Here is a 20909-nt window from a genome sequence, read left to right as displayed (position 1 = left end):
TTCACCAGAAGCCCTTCAACAGATGAATGTCCCCGGCCGCCGAACACGTCGGCGCCCGGGGGTTCAGATCATTCTCTCATGGGACGGCCATTTTCCGCTCCCTCTTGTCAGTCGTGCACCACATACAGGTGGTTATAGTCATTGCCAAAGACGGCGTAGCCGTTGTCAATGGCCATGCCGCCCAGGGCGTAGGTGTCGCCCGTTGTGCCCCAAACCTGGCTGCCGGTCGTGCCGTCATAGCTGTAGCAGTAGCCGGCGCCCTTCTGGGCGTTGGTGTTGAAGTACAGGTAGTCGGTGCCGGTGCCATCGCCCATCACCACGATAGAGCTCTGAACCGGGAAGCCGGAGGCCACAGTACTCAAACTCCCAGTTCCCAGATCCAGGCACTGGACGCCGCCTTCACTAAAGCCGGAGTAGTAGCCCACATAGATGCGGTCGCCCACCTTGGTGGGGGTGGAGGTGGAGGTGGCGCCCAGTTTGATGTGCCACTCGACCGTCAGCCCGTCATCATAGGAGCAGCACCACAGGTAGCCGCCCTGGGTGGTGAAGTACAGGTAGCCGTCATCCAGCATGACGGTGGAGCGCACATTGCCCGCGTCGCTGGCCACATCGGTCAGATCCAGCACGCCGCCGGTTGTGTCAAAATCCGCGATGCTCCGCCAGTACAGCAGGCCATTGTCGCTGCCGAAGTAGACGTTGGTGCCGTCGCTCACCGCGCCGGCCCAGTAGAAGCCGTAGCTGTCGGGGGTGAAGGTCTTCACCGAGTAGTCGGAGAGCTTGACCTGATAGTAGGTTCCCGCGCGGCTGCCGCCGGGCCAGGTGCCGAAGTACAGGTAGGTCCCGTCGGTGGTGATGGGGGTGTTGATCTGGCCATTGATGCCGGTCAGGACATTCGTCACAGTGGGTTTGTTCTGATCCAGGCCGGTAAGAGCCATAACCTTGCTGCCGGTACCGGTAAGCCACTCACCGCCCTCGTAGTCGTCATACTGGCTGATGGTACCCACATAGAGGGTATCGTCCGACGCGTCGTCGGGGGTACCCTTGTCGTCCAGATAGGGGGTAGACAGTTGGAAGCCGCTCTTGGCGTTCAGAGAGGTTCCCTCCGTGCCATAGGGATCGGTAGTCCAGACGATGCTGCTGCCGCCATTTTCCGCGCACCTGATCTTGGCTACCAGCGCGCCGCTGGCTCCATAGCCATCGTAGAGAACGTAAGCATAGGTAGTCCCGTTCACCGTCTGCATTACAGGCACGTTGTCCACGCCATCCCAGCCGGAGCCGGTACACTTAAGTTGGATGTAGCTGTTCAGGCCGGAAGCATCCGGCGTGGTAGGAGCCTCCGTCACCACCGCGTTGTGATTGTTGCTGCCGCCGTAGACGTTCCAAGACGCGAACGCGCTGGTGGACAGCATGCCCGCGGCCATCGCCAGAGACAGGCACACGGACAGAACCTTTTTGCCGTTTTTCATCTTTTGCATGGCTTTTTCTCCTTCAAAATTAAACTTCCTTTGCTCGACCGCCGCACGAGCAGGATTCCCCGTGCGGCATGCACACGGACTCAGCAGCCATAGGCGTGCATGCTCCCATGGCCGCAATCAAAAGACATTTCCCAACCACCCGACCTTTCCAGTTCGCATAAAATTCCCATGTTACTTATCGTCACGGCCTGTCCGGCCTGTGAACGCGCCCTTACGCAAGCACCGGACCCCGTTCCTGCGCTCCCGTCCGCCCCGACGCAGACCGCGTTGTTCGGCCCTTGGCGCGCTCCTCTCCCCGCGCGCTTCCCCAGGCCGGTATCCCCTTCCGATGCCGCTATTCAGTTGTCGGCCGCGCTTCGGCCATTTGAAACGGGCGAAGGCCCGCTGGATTCCTAAAGGAGGCTCGTCATAGGGGTAGCCCCCTATGACGGAAGAAGGGGATCCCCTTCTTCATCAGGATTACTCGCTGCTGTTCTGTTGCTCTGTGTATGCCCGCTCTCTCGCCTGACAGCGGAGCTCCTCCTTGAAGATCTGCCGCTTGGGGAGGGGCTTCTGCTTCTTCGGCGGGACCAGCCCCGCCGCCGTGACCACATTCTTCCAGCAGCCAAAGCGAACCGCGATAAAGTGGCCTCCGATGATCTCCCCGGCGTTGGGCGTCATTCCAAGCCGTGCCGCCTCACCCCGGACATAGTCCAGCAGCTCTTCGTCGCTGGCGTCACCGTGCGTCTGGGCAAACTGAACATTTCGCTGACGAAGCGCTTCCTTGGTGCGCCCAATGAGTTTTTTGCTGAGCTTCTGATCACCGGTGAAATACTTGCCGCTCACAAAACAGCCTCCTGACTTGTGGCACAATCCGGCTGCCCCGCAGACCTCTTGGGGCAATAGAAACAAAAAGACGGACGCATACCGATACGTCCGTCTTTCCCCCGAGCGTGCGAATAAAAAGCGGACGCAAAATATGCGTCCGCTTTTGCACCCATTTCGGGTAGAAGGGGGCACTTATCCCATGCCCTCCTCACATTTGGCATTTATCTCAGAGCAGCCCCAAGGAATTGGGGGTAAGCTCCTAGTAGGTCTTCTGACTGATGTGTCCCGACGGGCCTAAAGCCCGCCTGCGCATATCCGCCGCCTTCCCAGCTAAGCCATTACGACCGCCAGTGACCTGCTTTCGCAGAAAACGGATACACTCCACAATCACAGCTATTGAATTGCACGTCCCCGCAGCTTTCGCCGCGGCTCCTGCTGCAAAACATGTCCAGGAATTTCACCTGATTCCCTTGTTCAGAAACAAGGATGCGTGTCCGGTCCCTGACGGGAACCGGGTCGCGCATTTGCCACAAAAGCCGGATTCATATTAAATTTTACGGGAAGGTGCATGCCGCTCTGCCCATGCGGGACTCAGGAACCATTCCCTTCAAAGAACTATCTTTTGTAAAACTTGTACTTTACAAATGGCTTTCTTTTGAGTTCATTATACAACTTTTTTCTTGAAATGCAAGGGGCAAACACAAAAATTTTCCAAACGCTATTTAACTTATCTCGACCAAGGAGGCAAAAATAAATTCGGCCTGTGGCCGTCATGGAGTTGGCTCCTTTTCGTGGACTTACTTACAAATAGAGATGGCGCCTGTTCCTATTGCGATTTTTGTCGAAAAGTGTTATAATTTTGGTAATATTTTCATCTGTAAACTTGCAGCTCGCTTTTGGGGGCGCCGAATTAAACTCCTAATCATGCAATCACGGACACCATAATAGGATCAGGTCTTGAATAGCGGGCTTCTAAACATCTGCTGGTTTGGTCGTCGCACACATGACCACGGTTTCCTGTCCGTGCATTTAAGGGGGGGGGATTTTTTACAATATTTTCAAAAGAGTAATCATACCGAACATTGCATCGTTTTGAGATAGAGAGATATGAAACGAGAATACATTCAGAAAAACGTATATGAAGCAGTACAGGAGCGCTTTGATTTTTTGTTCCGCGAGTTTGAGAACATCTACGTTTCGTTCAGCGGCGGTAAGGACAGTGGGCTTCTTCTGAACCTCCTGCTGGATTTTAAGCGCACTTATTACCCACAGCGGACGGTCGGCGTCTTTCATCAGGATTTTGAGGCGCAATATACAGTGACGACGGAATATGTCACAAAAACATTTGAGCGTTTGGAGTCTGAGGTCGATCCCTACTGGGTATGTCTGCCTATGGCTACCCGAACTGCCCTGTCCAGCTATGAGATGTTTTGGTATCCCTGGGATGACAGGCATCCTGAACTGTGGGTGCGTCCCATGCCCAGCTATTCCTATGTCATCAATATGGATAAGCCGTTCGATCATTACCGCTACCGGATGCACCAGGAGGACCTTGCTAAGCAGTTTGGGCGTTTTTATAAGGAACGCCATGGCGGGGGACGCACTGTTTGTCTGTTGGGATTGCGGGCAGATGAATCGTTGCAGAGGTACAGCGGATTTGTCAATAAGAAACATGGCTATAAGGGAGAATGTTGGATCTCCAAGCAGTTCAAGGATGTGTGGTGCGCTTCTCCCCTTTATGACTGGTCTAACAGGGATGTGTGGGTCGCGATTTCCCGGTTTGGCTATGAATATAATCGACTCTATGATCTGTATTATCAGGCGGGGCTCAAGATCGACCAGATGCGGGTGGCCTCTCCGTTCAATGATTACTCCAAGGATGCGCTGAATTTATACCGGGTGATTGATCCGGAGATTTGGACCAGGCTGGTCGGCCGGGTGCGGGGGGCCAACTTTGGTGCGATCTATGGTCGGACCAAAGCCATGGGCTATCGCAGCATCACTCTGCCAGAGGGGCATACCTGGCAGTCCTACACAAAGTTCCTGCTGGATACGCTGCCCAAGCGGCTTCAAAACAATTATGTAAAAAAATTCAAGACCTCGATTCAGTTCTGGCACGAAACGGGCGGCGGGCTCTCTGAGGAAGTCATTCGTGAGTTAGAGGAACATGGATATCAGATTCAACGAAACGGTGTATCCAACTATACACTAGATAAAAAATCCCGCGTGGTCTTTCTTGGACCGATTCCGGATCATACGGATGATATTAAGAGTACCAAAGACATTCCAAGCTGGAAACGGATGTGCTATTGTATTTTGAAAAATGACCACACCTGTCGCTTTATGGGTTTCGGCCTGACCCGGCAAGAGCAGAAGCGGGTCGATCTATTTAAGCGGAAGTATAGGGGGATCATAAATGACAAGTGAACCGTTTCGCAGTCCGGCCTATCGTATTATTGCTGTGCCGTTTGAAAAGATCATCCCCAATACATATAATCCAAACAGTGTAGCGCCTCCGGAGATGAAACTACTCTACCTCAGTATTCTGGAGGACGGATATACCCAGCCAATCGTTTGCTATTACTCTGCCAAACAGGATCTATATGCCATTGTAGATGGCTTCCACCGCTGGCGCGTAATGAAGGAACACCGGGATATCTATGAACGGGAGCAGGGAATGCTTCCAGTGGCAGTGATCGACAAGCCTCTCTCCAACCGTATGGCAAGTACCATACGGCACAACCGTGCCAGAGGATCCCATAATGTGGATCTGATGAGCAATATAATCAAGGAACTGCATGAGCTTGGGCGGTCCGACGCCTGGATCGCCAAGCATTTGGGGATGGACAAGGATGAAGTCCTACGACTCAAACAGATCACCGGCTTGGCCGCGCTGTTTCGAGATGTAAAATTTGGACAGGCATGGCGTCCGGTCGAGGAGGATGAATAGAAAATTGCTTTTATGGTGCCCATATAGCGTAAGCGTCATACAACAGTACTTCAGGCTGGTGTTATGAACAAAAAGGGTTTATTCTGTAATTGGCTAAGAGTAACAAGCAAAGAGATAAACTGGGAGGCAGAGGGCTTAGAAATCATTGTAAAACCGGATAATATCTAGAGTCCACACGCATTTCATTAGCTTTCCAGTCCGCGAAAAACATTACACTAACCAAAAGAGATGTACGCCGTCCGGCTCAGGCCGGACGGCGCATTTTTCATACGGGTTCTCCCAGTCTTCCGCCCTCCAGAGGGCGGATCGCCGTACAGAAGCGCTCACATAGAGCGCGGTCGTGAGAGATAAACAGGTAGCCCACCTCCCGCTCCTGCTGAATTTCCTGCAGCAAGTGGATCATCTGCGCCTGAGAAATCACATCCAGCATGGAGGTCGGCTCATCCAGAACCAGAAAAGAGGGGTCCATCAGCATCGCACGGGCCAAGGCAAGCCGTTGGAGCTCCCCTCCGCTGAGCTCCGCCGGAAAGCGGTCCAGGTGTTCCTCATAAATGCCGTAGCGCTCCAGATAATCGCACAGTCCCTGCCGGGTATAAGGCAGATGGAACAGGCGGTAAGGCTCCCGCATACTGTCGATCAGCCGCAGCTTGGGATTGAACGTCACCTCCGGATGCTGAAACAGGATTTGAATCCGCCTTCGGGCGGGCCCCCGGAGGGGATAGGACAACCTCTGCCCGTCCAGCCTCACCTCTCCGGCGGTGGCTGGATAGATTCCTGCCAGGATCTGGCCGATGGTGGACTTGCCGCTGCCGCTGTCACCGAAAATGGCCAGCGTCTCTCCCCGGTCGATGGTAAAGGAGATCTCCTCCACCACCATGGGGCCGCGGGGGCGGTATCGCTTGGACAGGCCCTGCACCTCAATCAGCATACTTCCAGCACCTCACCTTCCGCTTCCCCACCGTCATCAGCGGCGGCGCCTTCCGGCAGCGCTCCGAGCGCCATGGGCACCGGCCGTAAAAGTGGCAGACGCTCTGGGCGTCAACGTCCTGCCGGGGCGGCGCAAAGCCCATATTGGCGCGCAGGCCGTTCTCCGGCAAAGCCTCCAGCATGGCCCTGGAGTAGGGGTGCAGGGGCTCGGCAAAAAAGGAGGGGCTGTCGCCGCTCTCGATCTGCTGGGAGGCGTACATAACCACCACCCGGGAGGAGATGGCGTGTGCAAAACGGAGATCGTGGGTGACGCAGAGCAGGGTGCGCTCCCCCAGCCGTTGGAAGGCATCCTCCACCAAGGCGATGCGCCGGCGGTCCAGCCCCTTGGTAGGTTCATCCGCCAGAACCAGATCCGCCCCGGCGGCGATCCCCATGGCGATCAGTACCCGCTGGCGCATACCGCCGGAGAGCTGAAAAGGATAGCTGCGGCACAGAGCCGCGCCATGCTCCAGCCCAAAGGACTCCAACAGCGCGGCCGCCTGAACCAGCGCTTCTCTCCGGGTACAGGGCTGATGCTTTCGAATGGCCTCGCAAAGCTGGCGGCCCACGGTATAGAGTGGATTGAGCCCATTCCCGCTTCCCTGCGGAATATAGGCGATCTCTTTTCCCCGGATCTGGTTGAACTCCCGCTCCCGGCAGCCCAACAACTCGCGGCCGTTGAGGCGGATAGAGCCGGTGACCCGGGCTGAGGCGGGTAGCAGCCCCAGTGCGGCCAACAGCAGGACGCTCTTTCCGCTGCCCGTTTCCCCCACCACCGCCAGACGGTCGCCGTCGCCTACCGTAAATGTCGTATCGCTCACCGCCTCAGGGTTGTCACCGAAGCGGATGGAAACCCCCTCAATTTCCAGCATTGGCTTCCTCCTTTCTGCCTCTTCCCCGCGCAGGGCCCTCACCGTAATAGCTCAGCAGCATAAACCCAAGCACGGAGACCGAGATGCACAGGATGGGCGGCACATACCACCAATAGGAGCCGTTGATGATTCCGTTGCGGAAAAAGGCATAATGGAGGATGCCGCCCCAGCTCTTCTGGCCGATTACACCCAGACCCAGAAAGCTGAGGCTGGCCTCGGTAAGCATGGCGCTGCCCACCGACAGGACGGCACGGATGAACACGATTTCTCCCAGGTTGGGCAGAATATGCCGTATCATGATATAGGGGCCGCTGGCTCCCATGGTGCGCTCAATCTGTATAAAAGGCAGAGCCTTGAGCTGCTGCACCCGGCTGCGGATGATGCGGGCCGTAGAGGTCCAGGCGGTGATGCAGATGGCCAGGATGATGTTCCACACGCTGGCATCCAGAAAGGCCACCAGAATGATGGTCAGAGGCAGAGAGGGCAGCGCCATGGCCACGTTGGTCACCTGCATGATGATCTGGTCCGTCCATCCGCCTAAATAGCCGGAGAGGATCCCCAGGGCTGTGCCCACTACTGTCACCGCCAAAGCCGAGACTACGCCAATGAGCAGGGAGATGCGGGTACCGTAAATCAGCTCGCTGAGGATATCCTGCCCAATGTCGTTGGTCCCCAGGGGGTGCTCCGCGGAGGGGCGCAGGTAGGGTACGCCCAGCTCGTAGGGATCGTGAGGGGCGAGCACCGGCGCCAGCAGGGCCACCAGCAGCACCACGCTCAGAATGACCAATCCCGCCAGCACCCGGCCGTTTAATTTCTTACGCATGGCGGTCCTCCTCCCTCAGCCGGGGATCAATGAGCATATTCAGCACGTCCGCCAGCAGATTAAAGGCCACCACACAGATACCGATAAACAAAAAGCAGGTCTGCAGGATTGGAAAATCCTTGGTGTTGACCGCGTCGTAAATGAGGGTGCCCATCCCCTTCCAGGAGAACACCACCTCCACCAGCATGGAGCCGCCCAGAATATGGCCGAATTGCATGCATACGGAGGTCAGGTAAGGGCAAAGGGCGTTTTTCAGTACGTGGCGGCGGAGCACCTGTCCCTGAGAGAACCCCTTTCCCCGGGCCACCGTGATATACTCCTCATCCCGAATGGTCTGCACTGTACTCTTCATCAGCATGTAATAGGAGGCCGTGCGCAGGATCACCAGGATCATCAGGGGCAGGGCCATGTGCCACAGGATATCCACTGCCTTTTCCAGCCCCGACAGGCCGCCGGAGGTAATGCCGCTGATGGGAAACAGCCCCATCTGGAACGCAAATACCATCAGAAACAGAATCGCCATGCAGTTGGTTGGAATGGTATTCAGAAAGAGCATAATGGGTGAGGCGATGGTGTCCAGCAGGCCGCCCTTTTTCCACCCCGCCCGCAGGCCCAGCCCTCCGCCCAGTACGGAGGAGAGCACAATGGCGGGTATGGTGAGCAGCAGCGTCCAGCGCATGCGGAACAAAACCGTCTCCAGCACCGGCAGCTTGGTACGGTAGGAATTCCCGAAGTCCAGGTGCAGCGTCTTGTTGAGATAGGTTATGTACTGGACCGGAAGGGGCTTGTCCAATCCATACTCCCGCCGGACCTCCTCAATCACCTCCGGCGCCTCCGCCTCCAGACGGAGATACTCGTCCTCACCGATAATGTGTACCACCGGGTCGCCAGGCATAAACCGGATGAGGATGAAATTGATGGTTATGATACAGAAGATGATAAAAACAGCCTCCACCAGGCGTTTTCCCAGACTCGCAAAGCACAAATAGCGTACCCCCTTCCTTTTTATATACAGAGCAGGGGCGCACGTCTCCGCCGCCCCTGCTCCCGGCCCTTGCTCAGCCGATCGGATGCAGATTGTACCAGGTCTCGCAGTTGATGACGCCCCAGCCGGGGAAGTTCGTCCATCCCTCGTATTTGTCGGTGCGGTAGGGGTAGTAGGCGGTATCCCAGCACAGGGCAATGCCGATGACCTCCTCCGAGGCAATCCTCTGCAGCTCTTTTACCTTGGCCACATAGTCCTCATCCCCCTGGGCGTTGAGCATATCGTTGTAGGCCTGGTCGAAGTCCTCCAGATCGCAGGTGCCCCACATGCTCAGATCGTCATTGAACATATACAGGAATGGCGTCTTATAGAAGGATACGCCCTGGGTAGCATAACAGATGTAGATCTCATAGGCCCCGTCATCCCGGAGCTGCTGCTCGTGGTCGGAATTGCGGATACTCTCCTCATCCAGGGTGCACTTGACGCCAACCTCCCCCAGATTGGTAACGATAATCTCAGCAATGCGCTGGTATAGCGCCGCCTTGGTAGCATTGTACTGGGGTGTGACCAATACATCCATAGGGGTTCCGTCGGGCCGCTCCCGCCAGCCGTCGCCGTCGGTGTCTACATACCCTGCTGCCTCCAGAATCGCCTTGGCCTGCTCCTGATCCTGCACCAGCTTGGGCAGGCTGTCGTCGTAGCCAATACCCGCGGGGGAGATGATGCCCTCGCCGGGTACCTGCCCGTCCTCACCGCCGATGGTGGTGGCCAGCAGCTCATAGTTCAGGGCATAGCGCACCGCTCTGCGGAACTCCAAATCATCGGTGGGCTGTTTCTGAAAGCCGAAGAGGATCTCGAACAGGCCCATGTTCATCCCCCTTCCGGGGTCTACCCCATCCACACCCGAGATGGAGGGCAGCATGGTGGGCGAAATCGGGTTGGAGTAGTCGTACATGGCGTCCACTTCCCCGGTGCGCAGGGCCATCACCAGGGCATCCTGGGAGTCGTAGCTGCGCACCGTCACGCTGCGTACCGTCAGGGCGCGGCCCATGTAGGTCTCCCCAACCGCCTCATAGTGCATGGTCTGCGCCTCCTCATCCACCTGGACAAGCTTATAGGGGCCGCAGCCGATGACAGCATCCTCGCCGGTGTAGCCGGAGGGATCCTCGATTCCTTCCCAGATGTGCTTGGGATACATACGCACAAAGACGGCGGAGTTCCCCAGGGTGAAATAGGCCGCCCCATCGGCCACCTGGAAGTCCACGGTGGTATCGTCTACCTTCTCCACGCCAGTGATCTTGGAGAGATAGCCAGACTTGAGTTTGTTGTTCATCAAATCGACCGTAAAGATGACATCGTCAATCGTAAATGGCTCTCCATCATGCCACGTAATTCCCTGATCCGTGGCAAAGGTAGCCCGGATGGTGCTGCCCTTGTCCAGAATCTCCCAGGAGGTCATCAGGTTGGGCTGCATCTCGTTATTCTCATCCCGCACCAGCCAGGTTCCGGCGCAGAAGGCATTGTAGTTCATGCGGCCGAAGGAGCCGCTCTCCGAGGCCAGCGTCCGTGGAGTGACCTCCTTGCAGATGCCGATCTTCAGCTCCTCCACCACGCCGGCGGAGGCCGTCCCCTCCGTCTGCGCCGGAGCGCTCTGGGGTACTCCGCTCTCCTCCGGCGTCTGCGCGGAGCAGCCAAATAGCCCCAGCGTCAAGGCCCCGGCCAGGAGCAGGGAAAGCACTTGTTTTTTCATGCGGAAAATACTCCTTTCATATTCAGATGCCGCTTAACGAACGGGGCGCAGGCTATACCAGGTCTCGCAGTTGATCACGCCCCAGCCGGGATAGTTCGTCCACCCCTCGTATTTGTCCGTGCGGTAGGGAAAGTACGCCTTGTCCCAGCAGAGGGCTTCCCCGATGTACTGCTCCGCATTGATCTGCTGAAGGAGCTTGGTTCCCTCAATGTAGGCCTTCTCATCAGACGCCTGCCGCCTGGTCTCATACGCCTCTACAAACTCCGGCAGATCACAGGTGCCCCAATTGCCATCCAGGGTATTGTCAATAAAGTAATAATAGCAGGAGGTCTGAGACGCCATTCCGGAAGTGCAGTAGCAGATAAAGATCTGGTAGGTTCCCTCCTTGCAGAGCTGATCCTCATATTCCTCATTGGTAATGCTCTGCTCGTCCACATGGGCCTTAACCCCAATGGCATCCAGGTTTTGAACCATGACCTCTGCAATCCGCAGGTAGATCTCGCGGCGTGTGCTACTGTTCTGGGGGGAAACCAGAATATCCATGGGGCTGCCGTCCGGCATCTCCCGGTAGCCGTCTCCGTCCACATCCAGGTAGCCGCCTTCATCCAGAGCGGCCTTCGCTGCCTCCAGATTCTGTTCCAGCTTGGGCAGCGTCTCATCATAGCCGAGATTCGGCGGCGCAATGACCCCCACCCCGGGTACCTGGGCATCCTCACCGCCGATGGCGTCGGCCAGCAGCTCGTAGTCCAGGGAAAGCGTGACTGCTTTTCGGAAGTTCAGGTCGTCCGTAGGCCCTTTCCGGAAACCGAACATGATCATATAGCTGCCCGTATTGTCACTCATACCGGGCTCCACGTGCTCCACACCCGTGATGGAGGATGCCATAGTGGCCGGGATGGGACTGGCATAGCTATACATGGCGTCAATTTCGCCATTGCGCAGAGCCATGACCAAAGCATCATTGCTGTCAAAGGACCGGAGTGAAACCTTCTTTACCGTCACCTCGCGGCCCAGATAGGTGTCGCTTACGGCCTCGTAGTAGCTGGTCTGAGCATCCTCGTCCAAGCTGACAAAGCGGTAGGGGCCGCAGCCGATGACAGCATCCTCCCCACGGTAGTCCTTGGGGGCGTCAATGTTCTCCCAAATGTGCTTCGGCTGGACGTAGAAATAGCCAGCCACCAGCTTGAGCCACTGGTAGGCACCGGGTTCCTTCAAAACCACCTTGATGGTGTCCTCGTCCACCTGCTCAGCATGGTCCACATAGGAGCCGTAACTGGATTTGCGCACATTGATGTTATAATCGAAGGTAAACAGCACATCGTCCATGGTCAGGGGCTCCCCATCATGCCAGGTGATGCCCTGGTCCAGCGCCAAGTCACAGGTGATGGTAGTGGAGTCTTCACTGACCGTCCAATCTGCAACAAGGAATGGCTCTACCTCGCCGTTGGGCCCCGTCTGCCAGAAGGGCGCTGTCACAAAGGAGTTATAGCACATCTTTCCAAATGCGCCGCTCTCCACAAAGGTGGTAAAGGTGTCGTTTGCGGCGGTGGTCCCGAGGTGCAGCTCCTCCACCACGCCGGCGGAGGAGCTGCCCGCCGTTTCGGCAGGAGAGCTCTGAGGTGCGCTCTCCGCCGCCGGCTGCGCAGAGCAGCCGAACAGGCTCAGCGCCAGCGCGCCGGCTAAAAACAGGGAAAGGGCTTGCTTTTTCATTTGAAAACCGCTCCTTTCATACCGCGTCTATTAGACTGCGGGCCGGGTGGAGAACCAGGTCTTGTAGTTGATCACGCCCCAGCCGGGGAAATTGGTCCAGCCCTCATAGTGGTCGGTACGGTAGGGGAAGTAGGCCTTGTCCCAGCACAGAGCCAGTCCCACCACCTGTTCATCGGCAAGCGCTTGCAGCTCCTTCATGGCGGCGTTGTACGCCTCGTAGCTGCCGGCGGTCTTCTTGGCCTCATAGGCGGCGACAAACTCCGGGAGCAGGCAGGTGCCCCAGCGGTTGTTGTCGTTATCCCCGATCATGTACATGAAGGCGGTGTCATACATGGCCACGCCGGGAGAGGTATAGCCGATGTAGAGCTCATAGGTGCCCTGCTTGCGGACCTCGGTGGCGTGGTCGGAGTTGCGCACGCTCTCCTCGTCCATGGTAGTCTGCACGCCCACGGCCTCCAGATTGGTCTTGAGCACTTCGGCGATGCGCAGATAGAGGGCCTGACGGGTCTTGTTGTACTGGGGAGTAATGAGGACATTCAGCTCGCTGCTGTCGGGCATATCCCGCCAGCCGTCGCCGTCAGCATCCACATAACCGCCCTCATCCAGCAGGGCGTTGGCTTCGTCCACGTCCTGAGCCAGCTCGGGCAGCGAGCCGTCAAAGCCCTTATTGGGGGGCGCCACGATACCGGCGTGGGGGATCTGGCCGTCCTCCCCTCCGATGGTGACGCGGAGCAGCTCGTAGTCCAACGCGGCCCGCACGGCCTTGCGGAAGATCAGGTCGTCGGTGGGCTGCTCGTTGAAGCCGAACACCAGTTGATAGTTGCCGGGGTTGTCGCTCATGCCGGGATCCAGCCCCTCCACTCCGGTGATGGAGTCCACCATGGTGGCGTTCAGGGAGTTGGAGTAGTCGTACATGGCGTCCACCTCCCCGCTGCGCAGGGCCATCACCAGGGCGTCGTGGCTGTCGTAGGTGCGCACGGTCAGCTTGCGCACGGTCAGCTCCTGTCCCATGTAGGTATCCGACACCGCCTCTAGGGTCATGCTCTGGGCCTCCTCGTCCACGCCTGTGAGCTTGTAGGGGCCGCAGCCGATAGCGGCGTCCTCGCCGGTGTACTCGGCGTATTCGCCCTCCACCTTGGACCACACATGCTCCGGCCGAAGGGTGACGAAGTTAGCCATGCTGTTGAGCATGGTGAAGGCCTTGCCGTCGGTCAGCGTCAGGGTGGCCGTGGTCTCATTCACCGCCTCCACCCCTGTCAGGCCGCTGCAATAGCTGGACTTGCGGTCGATCAGATATTGGAAGGTAAACACCACGTCATCCATGGTCACAGGTTCACCGTCGTGCCAGGTGAGGCCCTGATCTGTGGCAAAGGTGGCGGTAATGGTATTCAAGTCGCCGCTCAGCTCCCAGCCCGTCATGAAAAAGGGCTGAACCTTGCCATTCTCATCGGTGACTACAAAGGGAGCGGTGACCACCGCGTTGTAGTTGAGCTTGCCGAAGATACCGTTTTCCGTCATAACGTTGGCGCCGTCAATGGCGGCGGTGGTACCGATGCGCAGTTCCTCCACATAGGCAACGGAGGACTTGCCGCTCTCCACCGCTTCCGGCGGGCCGCTTTGGGTGGAAGCCGCCGGGTTCTGTCCCGCGCAGCCGGCTGCGGTCAGCGCAAGAGCGCTGGCCAGCAGAAGGGATGCCAGTCGTTTCATACATGTTCCTTCTTTCCTTCTCTTAAATTTCTATTCAAAACAGGGACGGTCCCCTGCTTTGGTCTTATAATGAAAGAGCATTCCTGTTTTGTCGTTAGAAAACAGGAATGCTCTTTGTCCTGGATATGCAAAAAGGGCACCGCCGTCCCCAGCGATGCCCAGTTAATGCCCCAATGACCGCGATATCCACCGCGGCAGCATCCAATTCTCCCTCGCCGAAAGAATAGAATCCGATAGACATGGCAGGTCTTCTGACTCCAGATCATCCGGCTTCGCTCACCTTCCCGGTTTCCCAGTGGTATTAAGCGGGCCGTCCCTGTTACAGCAGCGGGAGCTGTCGCAGACTTGCACTGCGTTCCCTTTTCAATACAAACGTATCACCATATCCTGCTATATGAAATTATGGATTCAGTATACACCGCCGTCCAAGGCCTGTCAATATGTGTCTAACTGCGCCGAATGCTCTCCACTTACGGAGCCTAGCGGCAACAGGCACATTCCATTCCCACCGGCTCACCGCCGCATCTGCTCTTCGCCGCCTGTAACGGGCGAACCAATCAAGTATAAGAAATCTCGCGTTGAGAGCAGTCACAGGAGATCACCCCCCTTTTCTTTCCGGCCGGGCTGTGCTATAATTCCTTCATATACGTTTTCAGCAAGTGGCCAGACTCCGTCTGGTTAGAGGGAATCGGGTGCAACTCCCGAGCGATCCGGTCACTGTAAGCGGGGAGCGGGCTGCAGATCGCCATTGCATGTTTCACATGTGAGAAGGCGCAGCACGTGACGAGCCGCAAGCCAGGAAACCTGCTTGCTGAATTTGTGGGGACGCTTCCGGTGAAAGCTGCTCCACAGGCCGCCGGCCCTGCCGGTGCGCCTGTCTGCAAGCCGGCTCCGCGTCAGAATACGCGGGGCCGGCGATTTTGCTTTCTCCGGGCAGAGAGGAGAAATGCGCATGCGACAGCCTTTTTTTGAAGATCTGATGACCGCGATGTACCCCTCCGGCCTGCTGCACACCTTTGGTGTAAACGGGAAGATCTCCGGCAGCGTGGGGGCGGTGGGGGAAATGCAGGAGGTGCTTCCGCTCCTCCACAGCCCGCGGGGCTGTGGGTTTCACTACCGCTATTCCGCCCGGCGTCGGCACCAGCCCTTTTACAGCGTGCTGACCTCCAATCTGGAGGAGCGGGACATCATCTGCGGCGGGGAGGAGAAGCTCCGCCAGGCCATACGGGACGCCTGGAGCCGCTACCGCCCCGGGCTCATCATGGTGATCCCCTCCCCGATCAGCGACATTCTGAACGAAGATGTGCGCTCCGTATGCGCCGAGCTGCGGCGGGAGGGTATTTCGGTAGTGGGCGTCCAGTCGGAGCTCTTCTCCCACCGGGACAAAAACTACACCCGGAACCGTCTGAAAGAGCTGGCCCACCAGACCATCACCGGCGACAACCGGCTGGAGATGGAGCTAAAGGGCTGCGGCTTCACCGAGGCGCTCTACGCCCTGGTGGAGCAGGTGATGGAGCCGTCCGCTCAGATCCCGCACAGCATCAACATCGAGACGGTGGGCTGGGGGAGCGAGGGAAAGGCCGCCCTGCGGGAGCTGGAGGTCTTTTTGAACGGCTGCGGGATTCAGGTGAACACGTGGATCCCCAGCGCCCCCCTCTCCTCTCTGGTACACGCCCCGGCCGCGGAACTGAATCTGGTCAAGCGGGTTCGCTGGGCCAGACGCATGCGGGAGAAATTCGGAACCGCATACCTTCACATCGGCGGCGCGGGACGCTACGCCGGACTGGATGGAATCTGCACCTTTTACCGGGACATTGGACAGGCCCTCCGCATGGAGGCGGCGGTGGAGCCCGTCGTCCTGGCGGCGCGGGCCCAGGCCCTGGAGGAGACGGCGGAGGCCCGCCGCCGCCTGGGGCAGGCCCGGGCGGTTCTCGTCAGCCGCAGCATCCAGCAGGCTCCCTTCGAGCTCAAATCCTATGTGCGGGACTATGGCCTGTCGGTCTCCCATCTCTGTGTCATCCTGACCCCGGAGAGCCGTAAAAACCTGAATGTCACCCCCGCGCTGGAGGACAGCCTGCTGGCCCGGGTACGGGAGGCCGCCGCCCTCTACAGCCCGGAGACACAGCTCCTCCTGAACCCGGCAGAGGAGACGCTGCGCGGAATCTTCGCAGAGGCGGATGTGGTGGTGGGCACCGGCGACTTCACCTTGGAGGGGATGGGCGCGCCGCTGATCCCCGCGGTCAACGAAACCACCTCCCTCTCCTTTCCCTCCTATGTCCGCACGGTGCGTAGGATGTGCCGCCGCCTGGAGCACGGGACGGAGCGCAGCAGTCTTCTGCTGGGGAAAATGCCCTTCCAAAGCCGCCATTACCCACTGTACTGTAATCAGTCTAATCTGGCCGCCAAGGAAATGTGGTCCAGAATGTGGCTCAATCGAAAGGGGGATTCCGTATGAGGCCGGCCAGCGGCTGCAAGCTCTTTGGAGCCTATCAGGCTTTGGGTGGAATTCAGGACGGCATTGTTCTGCTCCACTCCGTGGTGGGCTGCAATTTTGGCTCCATGTCCCTCCACGTTGCCCAGGATATGCGGGATATCCGGCAGACCTGCACCGTCATCAGCGACAGCGACGTGGTGTTCAGCGGCGAGGCTTCTCTGGAGCGGGCCGTCCGCTCCGCGCTGGAGCTCTTCCAACCGTCCGTCCTGTTTGTGGTCAGCGGCTGTGTGAGTGAGATGATTGGGGACGATATCCCCGCCGTCTTAGCCCGCATCCCCCATGAGGCGCCGCTGCTCCATGTGGAGGCGGCAGGCTTCCGTGGGGATGCGGCTCGCGGGCTGGAGGCTGGATGGCTGGCACTGCTCCCGCTGATGAAGCCCCCGGTCCCCCGGCCTTATCCCCGGCCCTATCCCCGTTCTGATCCCCGTCCCCTGGTTAATCTGATCGGGCTCGGGATGGATGACCCCCACGCCGCCGACGATGTTGAGGCCCTCCGGGCTATGCTCGCCCCCCAGGCCGCACTAGGCGCCGTGCTCTCCCGCTGTACGCTGGAGGAAGTGCGCCGCGCACCCTATGCCGATGTGAACCTGGTGCTCCGTGGAAAGGGGCGTGAGCTGGCGCAAGCCATGAAGGAGTACTTCGGCATACCGTGGGAGGAACTTGATTACCCCTATGGCGCCGCCGGCGCGGACGATCTCTGGAGTCGGCTGGAGCGCCGCTTCGGTCTGGATTATCATCAGGCCCGGGCGGAGCTGGACCGTCAGATTGCAGAGGGAGCTGGAAAAGCCTACCGCTATTTACAGGCCCTCTACGGCATGCCGGCTGCGATCCTCGCCTCGGGGCCGCGGGCCGACGGTCTGCGGCGCTTTCTGGAGCAGGAGCTGGGGATGGAGGTGGTGTGCTTTGCCCGCCGGGAGGAGCTCTCCGACCAGGAGGACTTCTACCGGGAGCTGCGCGGCTCCGAGGCGGCGCTTCTGTTTGGCTCCTCCTTTGAGCAGGACGGTGCCGACGAGCTGGAAATTCCGCTGATCCGCGTGGATTACCCGGTGTTTGATGAGGTCTGTCTGACCCCCCGCCCCCACCTGGGCGGGCTGGGAACCCTCCATCTTCTGGAGGACATCTTCCGCGGCATCATGAACGGCCGCATCTTGAAAGGGGCGCTCTATCAGTGAAACGCATCTGCGTCTATGGAAAAGGGGGCATCGGGAAGTCCACCGCCGTGTCCAACCTGGCGGCGGCCATGGCCCAGGCCGGGAAACGGGTGGCGGTAGTGGGCTGCGACCCCAAGGCGGACTCCACCCGGGGCCTGATGGGGCGGCGCATCCCCACCGTTCTCGACCAGCTCAAGACCGGCGCCTCCGGGGAGATCGCCTTCACGGACAGCCGGGGCGTCCGCTGCATCGAGGCGGGCGGGCCGGAGCCGGGCACCGGCTGCGCCGGGCGGGGTATTATCGTGGCCATGGAGGAGATCCGCAGCCGCGGCCTGCTGGATGACCGGGATGTGGTGCTCTACGACGTGCTGGGGGACGTGGTCTGCGGCGGGTTCAGCATGCCGCTGCGGGAGCAGGTGGCCGACGAGGTGTATCTCGTCACCACCAGCGACTTCATGGCACTCTACGCCGCAAACAACATCTGCCGGGGTATCCGCAAATACGCCCAGAGCGGTAGAATCCGACTGGCCGGAATTATACACAACGGCCGCAGCAGCGTGGACAACGACGGCCTGCTCCAAGCCTTTGCGACGGAGCTGGGCACCACGGTGGCGGGAAAAATTCCCATGAGTCCCCTCATCGGCCAGGCCGAGCTGGAGCGCCAAACCGTGGTGGACAGCGCGCCGGACAGCGCGCCCGCCCAGGCGTTCCGCGCCCTGGCGTCCGTCCTCCTGGACAACCGCGGCGGCTGCATCCCGGAGCCGATGAGCGACGACGGGCTGGAAGCGCTCTGCCGGAAGGCGGCCCCGCTTTGATTCCGGCTGAGCACCCCTGCCTCTCCGCCCAGGCCCACTTCCGCTATGGCCGGATTCATCTGCCCGTGGCCCCCAGGTGCAACATCCGGTGCGGCTACTGCGACCGCCGCTATGACTGCGCCAACGAGTCCCGGCCCGGCGTCACTTCGGAGGTCATCTCCCCCGAGGCTGCCCTGGACCGCGTGGAGCGCGCCCTGCGCCTGGACAGCCGTCTGCGGGTGGCGGGGGTGGCGGGGCCCGGCGAGCCCCTGGCCAACCCCGCCACCCTGGAGACCCTCCGACTGGTTCGTTCCCGCTTTCCCGGACTCCTGCTCTGCCTGAGCACCAACGGGCTGGTTCTGTCTGATGCTTTGCCCGAACTGCTGGACTGCGGGGTTTCCACCCTGACGGTCACTGTCAATACCCGCTCCGTCGTCTGTGCCGGGCACGTCTACCGGACGGTGGGCGGCAGCGCGGATGCCGGAGCCATGGCAGCCTTTCTCTCCGCTCAACAGGAGGGCGTGGCCAAGGCCGCAGAAGCCGGACTTACGGTGAAAATCAACACCGTCGTCATCCCCGGCTTCAACACCGGGGAGATTGAGGAAATCGCCTGTTGGGCCGCCCGTGCGGGAGCCGCCGTCATGAACCTCATGCCGCTCATTCCCCAAGCCGGCTTTCGGGACAACGAGCCCCCCAGCCAAGCGCTCCTGGATGCGCTGCGCGCCAAGGCCCGTGTCCATATCCCCCAGTTCACCCACTGCAGGCAGTGCAGGGCGGACGCAGTGGGCGTGCCCGGAGAGATGAACTGCATCGGCTGCCTCTGAGATTCAAACGGCAAAGCTCAGCTGTCCTATAGGCTGCCGTCCAGATTTTTCTCTGCCTGTCTGCTCTATGGGGAACATATCAACTGACTGGTATTGACAAAAAAAGAGACTTGCAGTAAAATAAATCGCTCATAAGACAATGGAATAACCTGTCAAGTGCCCAACTGCGGTTGGGGTAAAAGGGAATCGGGTGAAACTCCCGAGCGATCCGGTCACTGTAAACGGGGAGCAAGCTGCAGATACCATTGCCGTGCAGACAATGCGCGGTGAGAAGGTGCAGCGCGCGTCGAGCCGTAAGCCAGGAAACCTGCTTGATCAGGAGACAGACGGGTATCTTCCGCAGAAAGAACTCTGTCTGAAACTGCTCACATACCGTGGGCAGCTTCAGCAGCCTGCTTTCGATGGAAAGCAGGCTGTTTGCGTTCTAAAGCGGCAGTACATAGCGCACTCGAAAAACGGAAAGGAGAGCCCAATTATGCATGTTGGAAAGAAAACCCTGTCGGCCCTGATGGCCCTGACGCTGACCGCGTCCCTGGCGGCCTGCTCCGCCAGTACCCCGGCGGACACCACCCCCTCCGCCACCCCCTCTGAAAACCTGGTACAGACCAGCAGCACACCCTCTGTCGATGAAGAGGGGGCCAAGCGCACCGAGTATCCCCTCACCATCACCACCTATAACTACAACAAAGAGCCGGTAGAGTATACCTTTGCAAAGGCCCCTGAGCGGGTATACGCCTACGCCCAGGACAATATTGAGATTCTGCTGTCTCTGGGGCTGGCCGACCGCATCGTGGCCGCCAGCGGAATGGACGGTGAGATTGACCCCGCGCTAGCCGGCGAGTTTGCAAAAATTGATTACCACGAGGACACAGGCGTGCTGAGCAAGGAGGATCTGCTGGCCCTGGAGCCCGACTTCATCGCCGCCTGGTACTCCACCTTCTCCGACAAACGCCTGGGCGATGTGGACTTCTGGCACGAGCGCAGCGTGGGCACCTATATGGCGCTGAACAGCGGCTGCCGCGGCGGTTCCGGTACCTACCAGCAGACCGTGGCCGACGAGTGTCAGGACATTCTGACCCTGGGCATGATCTTCGACGTGCAGGACCGGGCCGAGGCGCTGGTGGCCGAGATCCAGGGAGAGCTGGACAATATTTCTACCTATCTGGCGGACAAGGATCGCCTGACCGTAGCAGTTCTGGAGGACGAGGGCGGTACCTACCGCGTCTATGGAGAGGACACCCTGGGCGGAAACGTGGCCACCTCCGGCGGCGCTGAGCTGGCCGTGGGCAAGCATGGTGACAACGGCAACATCAGCGCCGAGGATCTGATTGCCGCCAACCCTGACGCCATCTTCATGGTCTGGTACAACGGCTATACCGTGAATGATACCGATTATGCCGGAGAGCAGGTGGTGGAGCTGATCACCGAGAACCCTGCATTTGCTAGTCTGGATGCAGTGAAGAACGGCCGGGTGTTCGCCATCAACCTGAACAATGTCTACTGCAGCGGCATGCGTACCCTGGACGGCGTTCTGGACTTCGCGCAGCATCTCTACCCCGAACTGTATCAGTAATGCACGGCGCGCCCGCCCATCCCGGGCG

The 20909-nt window shown here is 59.1% G+C and carries 16 protein-coding genes and 4 riboswitches; of the genes, 7 read left to right on the top strand and 9 right to left on the bottom strand.

The genetic code is table 11. The features are described from left to right. Window positions 1-107: 107 nt before the first annotated feature. Window positions 108-1475 (bottom strand): PQQ-binding-like beta-propeller repeat protein, encoded by a 1368-nt coding sequence (locus tag ACESY8_RS05410; protein ID WP_434307719.1) that lies wholly within the window; start codon window positions 1473-1475, stop codon window positions 108-110. Window positions 1476-1934: 459 nt separating this feature from the next. Beyond that, entirely contained in the window at window positions 1935-2300 is a 366-nt protein-coding gene (locus tag ACESY8_RS05405) for a homing endonuclease associated repeat-containing protein (protein WP_009257719.1), read from the bottom strand. 226 nt (window positions 2301-2526) lie between these two features. Further along, a riboswitch (cobalamin riboswitch) is annotated at window positions 2527-2802 on the bottom strand. A gap of 587 nt (window positions 2803-3389) precedes the next feature. Here ACESY8_RS05405 and ACESY8_RS05400 point away from each other — a divergent pair. Next, entirely contained in the window at window positions 3390-4709 is a 1320-nt protein-coding gene (locus ACESY8_RS05400) for a phosphoadenosine phosphosulfate reductase (protein WP_007489795.1), read from the top strand. Next, the gene (locus ACESY8_RS05395) at window positions 4699-5232 is read left to right on the top strand and encodes an IbrB-like domain-containing protein (protein WP_009257717.1); all 534 of its coding nucleotides are present in this window, start codon (window positions 4699-4701) and stop codon (window positions 5230-5232) included. The genes ACESY8_RS05400 and ACESY8_RS05395 overlap by 11 nt, the downstream gene beginning before the upstream one ends. Window positions 5233-5497: 265 nt before the next feature. Here ACESY8_RS05395 and ACESY8_RS05390 read toward each other — a convergent pair whose 3' ends face one another. The 7 genes from ACESY8_RS05390 to ACESY8_RS05360 all read right to left on the bottom strand — a co-directional run bounded on the left by ACESY8_RS05390 (window position 5498) and on the right by ACESY8_RS05360 (window position 14045). After that, complete coding sequence (locus tag ACESY8_RS05390) at window positions 5498-6160, bottom strand: ABC transporter ATP-binding protein (protein ID WP_054338692.1); 663 nt, start codon at window positions 6158-6160, stop codon at window positions 5498-5500. Beyond that, window positions 6150-7070, bottom strand: coding sequence for an ABC transporter ATP-binding protein (locus ACESY8_RS05385; protein WP_131972038.1), 921 nt, complete (start codon window positions 7068-7070; stop codon window positions 6150-6152). Before ACESY8_RS05385 ends, ACESY8_RS05390 begins: the two co-directional genes overlap by 11 nt. Then, on the bottom strand, window positions 7057-7893 hold the full coding sequence (locus tag ACESY8_RS05380) for an ABC transporter permease (RefSeq protein WP_024724570.1): 837 nt from the start codon (window positions 7891-7893) through the stop codon (window positions 7057-7059). Before ACESY8_RS05380 ends, ACESY8_RS05385 begins: the two co-directional genes overlap by 14 nt. Continuing rightward, the gene (locus ACESY8_RS05375) at window positions 7886-8878 is read right to left on the bottom strand and encodes an ABC transporter permease (RefSeq protein ID WP_009257713.1); all 993 of its coding nucleotides are present in this window, start codon (window positions 8876-8878) and stop codon (window positions 7886-7888) included. Before ACESY8_RS05375 ends, ACESY8_RS05380 begins: the two co-directional genes overlap by 8 nt. Window positions 8879-8951: 73 nt before the next feature. Next, the gene (locus ACESY8_RS05370; RefSeq protein WP_054338690.1) at window positions 8952-10628 is read right to left on the bottom strand and encodes an ABC transporter substrate-binding protein; all 1677 of its coding nucleotides are present in this window, start codon (window positions 10626-10628) and stop codon (window positions 8952-8954) included. 33 nt (window positions 10629-10661) lie between these two features. Further along, window positions 10662-12338, bottom strand: a complete 1677-nt coding sequence (locus ACESY8_RS05365) for an ABC transporter substrate-binding protein (RefSeq protein WP_434307720.1) — start codon at window positions 12336-12338, stop codon at window positions 10662-10664. A gap of 30 nt (window positions 12339-12368) precedes the next feature. Next, window positions 12369-14045 carry an ABC transporter substrate-binding protein gene (locus ACESY8_RS05360; protein WP_055179807.1) on the bottom strand — a complete coding sequence of 559 codons (1677 nt, stop codon included), beginning with the start codon at window positions 14043-14045 and terminating at the stop codon, window positions 12369-12371. Window positions 14046-14269: 224 nt separating this feature from the next. Beyond that, window positions 14270-14445, bottom strand: a riboswitch (cobalamin riboswitch). A gap of 240 nt (window positions 14446-14685) precedes the next feature. Then, window positions 14686-14871, top strand: a riboswitch (cobalamin riboswitch). Between the two features lie 126 nt (window positions 14872-14997). Here ACESY8_RS05360 and ACESY8_RS05355 point away from each other — a divergent pair. The 5 genes from ACESY8_RS05355 (at window position 14998) to ACESY8_RS05335 (ending at window position 20881) form a co-directional block, all read left to right on the top strand. Beyond that, complete coding sequence (locus ACESY8_RS05355; protein ID WP_009257709.1) at window positions 14998-16500, top strand: nitrogenase component 1; 1503 nt, start codon at window positions 14998-15000, stop codon at window positions 16498-16500. Next, complete coding sequence (locus ACESY8_RS05350) at window positions 16497-17711, top strand: nitrogenase component 1 (protein ID WP_204681407.1); 1215 nt, start codon at window positions 16497-16499, stop codon at window positions 17709-17711. Before ACESY8_RS05355 ends, ACESY8_RS05350 begins: the two co-directional genes overlap by 4 nt. Beyond that, a complete protein-coding gene (locus tag ACESY8_RS05345) occupies window positions 17708-18505 on the top strand; it encodes a nucleotide-binding protein (RefSeq protein ID WP_054338688.1) in 798 nt (265 codons plus the stop codon). The genes ACESY8_RS05350 and ACESY8_RS05345 overlap by 4 nt, the downstream gene beginning before the upstream one ends. Then, complete coding sequence (locus ACESY8_RS05340; protein ID WP_054338687.1) at window positions 18502-19308, top strand: radical SAM protein; 807 nt, start codon at window positions 18502-18504, stop codon at window positions 19306-19308. Before ACESY8_RS05345 ends, ACESY8_RS05340 begins: the two co-directional genes overlap by 4 nt. A gap of 137 nt (window positions 19309-19445) precedes the next feature. After that, window positions 19446-19637, top strand: a riboswitch (cobalamin riboswitch). A 146-nt stretch (window positions 19638-19783) separates the two neighbouring features. After that, on the top strand, window positions 19784-20881 hold the full coding sequence (locus ACESY8_RS05335; protein WP_054338686.1) for an ABC transporter substrate-binding protein: 1098 nt from the start codon (window positions 19784-19786) through the stop codon (window positions 20879-20881). Window positions 20882-20909: the final 28 nt, after the last annotated feature.

The sequence above is a fragment of the Clostridium sp. ATCC BAA-442 genome, assembly GCF_964239415.1.
Lineage (GTDB): Bacteria > Bacillota > Clostridia > Oscillospirales > Oscillospiraceae > Flavonifractor > Flavonifractor plautii.
The sequence above is the reverse complement of the archived record's forward strand: the minus strand, read 5'-3'. Positions and strand labels throughout refer to the sequence as shown.